A 2175-nucleotide genomic window follows, 5' to 3' on the forward strand; every position below is an offset into this window, starting at 1 on the left:
GTCCCCTAGGGGACGCCACGATTACCCGCTCTGCGGGATTTTATAAGGGTCATTCAATTATTGAATGGCCCTTTTGTTTGTCTGGCGTTTGGCCAATTCTCCTTTTTCCTTACACTGTGCTTCAGACCAGCGGTCATATCCTTGACTTGCAGAATATTATTATGCGAATAATATTCTAGTCGTAATATTCGGAGGCAACGATGAACGATAAAAAAGCTCAAACCCGCGAACGCATCCTCAAGGCTGCCAGCGCTGCATTGATTCAGCGTGGCCCGGCGGACCCTAGCGTGGGCGAAGTGATGGGCGCAGCCGGCCTCACCGTCGGTGGCTTCTATGCGCACTTCGAAAGCAAGGACGCAATGATGCTCGAAGCGTTCAAGCAATTACTCGGTCGCCGCCGCGACCTGATTGCCGACATGGATGCCGAATTGACCGGCGAAGAGCGCCGCGCCTTGGTTGCCGCGTTCTATCTGTCGCGCAAGCACCGTGATTCCAGCGATGCCGCGTGCCCGATTCCAGCTTCGATTGGCGAGTTGGGTCGTTTGCCGGAATCGTTCCGCATCGCGCTGAACGAACACCTGGAGTTGATGATCGCGCAGTTGGCGTCCAGTCCCGAGGACACCGACAAAGCCCTGGCCGACGTGGCCTTGATGGTGGGTGGTCTGGCGCTCGCCAGGGCGCTGGGCCCGGGAGATTTATCCGATCGATTGCTGCGCGCTGCCAAGTCGGCGGTGCGTTGACCTGAAGGCAGCACGCCTGAGGAGAGAGCGATGAACACGTTGAAGTGGGTTCGTGGCGTTAATGGCACCTTGGGCTGGATTGCACCGCAACGAGTGGCGAGCAAAATGCGCCTGGCGTTCATGACGCCGCGTTCGCTGCCGCTGCGGGATTGGGAGTTGCCGTTGTTGGCGAGCTCTGAACGGATCACCTTGCGCTTTGGCCTCTCGGCGCTGCGCTGGGGTCAAGGCCCGACGGTGCTGCTGATGCACGGTTGGGAAGGGCGGCCAACCCAGTTTGCCGCGCTGATCACTGCACTGGTCGATGCCGGTTACACCGTTGTGGCGCTCGATGGTCCGGCCCATGGTCGTTCGCCGGGGCGTGAAGCCAATGTCGTGTTGTTCGCTCGGGCAATGCTCGAAGCCGCTGCCGAACTGCCGCCACTGCAAGCGGTGATCGGTCACTCCATGGGCGGCGCCAGCGCCATGCTCGCTGTGCAACTGGGCTTGCGCACCGAAACCCTCGTCAGCATCGCCGCACCTGCGCGAATTCTTGGTGTGCTGCGCGGTTTTGCCCGCTACGTCGGTATGCCGCCGCGAGCGCGTTCCGCCTTCATCCGCCAGGTCGAGCAAGATGTCGGGATGCGCGCCGCTACGCTCGACGTTGCCCACTATCAACTGGATATGCCCGGCCTGATCGTGCATGCCGAGGACGACAACTTCGTCTCGGTCAAAGAGTCGCAACTGATCCACGAATCCTGGTTCGACAGTCGCTTGCTGCGGCTTGAGGGCGGCGGTCATCAGCGCGTGCTGGCCGACCCTCGCGTGGTTGATGGCGTGTTATCACTGCTGGCCGGCCGCAGCCTCCAGGCGCGCCAATCAGCCTGAGCTCCGTTACACTGCCCCGGTTGAATACATTGACCGGGAGTGGGGCATGGGCTGGGATCGGGCAACGCCGTTTACCATTGATCTGCAAGTAGGCGCCGAGGATATCGACGGCTTGGGGCACGCGAACAACGCGGTGTACGTGACCTGGCTGGAGCGTTGCGCCTGGCGCCACTCGCAGCGTCTGGGTCTGGATCTGGTCGAGTATCGGCGCCTGGATCGGGCGATGGCCGTGGTTCGTCACGAGATCGATTATCTGGCTGCGGCCTATGAAGGCGACGAACTGCAATTGGCGACCTGGATTGTCGATTGGGATCAGCGCCTGAAAATGACCCGGCATTTCCAGCTCAAGCGCCCGAGTGACAACACCACGCTGTTGCGTGCGCAAACCACTTTCGTCTGTATCGAGCTGTCCACGGGCAAGCCCAAGCGCATGCCGGCCGAGTTCATCGAAGGCTATGGTCCGGCGATCCAGATCCCGGAATCTGCGAAAATCTAATGTAGGAGTGAGCCTGCTCGCGATAGCGGTGTGTCAGCCAACATATGCCTCACTGACACACCGCTTTCGCGAGCA

Annotated in this window: 3 protein-coding genes; all 3 read left to right on the top strand. The window is 60.5% G+C overall.

Annotation, left to right across the window (positions count from 1 at the left end):
- The first annotated feature begins 200 nt into the window (after window positions 1-200).
- From PMI23_RS24910 to PMI23_RS24920, 3 genes are read left to right on the top strand one after another with little or no spacing between them, the layout of a single operon-like run.
- Window positions 201-740, top strand: coding sequence for a TetR/AcrR family transcriptional regulator (locus PMI23_RS24910; protein WP_007913421.1), 540 nt, complete (start codon window positions 201-203; stop codon window positions 738-740).
- 30 nt (window positions 741-770) lie between these two features.
- A complete protein-coding gene (locus PMI23_RS24915) occupies window positions 771-1604 on the top strand; it encodes an alpha/beta fold hydrolase (RefSeq protein ID WP_007913423.1) in 834 nt (277 codons plus the stop codon).
- Window positions 1605-1650: 46 nt separating this feature from the next.
- Window positions 1651-2100 (top strand): acyl-CoA thioesterase, encoded by a 450-nt coding sequence (locus PMI23_RS24920; protein WP_007913424.1) that lies wholly within the window; start codon window positions 1651-1653, stop codon window positions 2098-2100.
- The last annotated feature ends 75 nt before the right edge of the window (window positions 2101-2175 follow it).

This window comes from Pseudomonas sp. GM24 (assembly GCF_000282235.1).
GTDB lineage: Bacteria > Pseudomonadota > Gammaproteobacteria > Pseudomonadales > Pseudomonadaceae > Aquipseudomonas.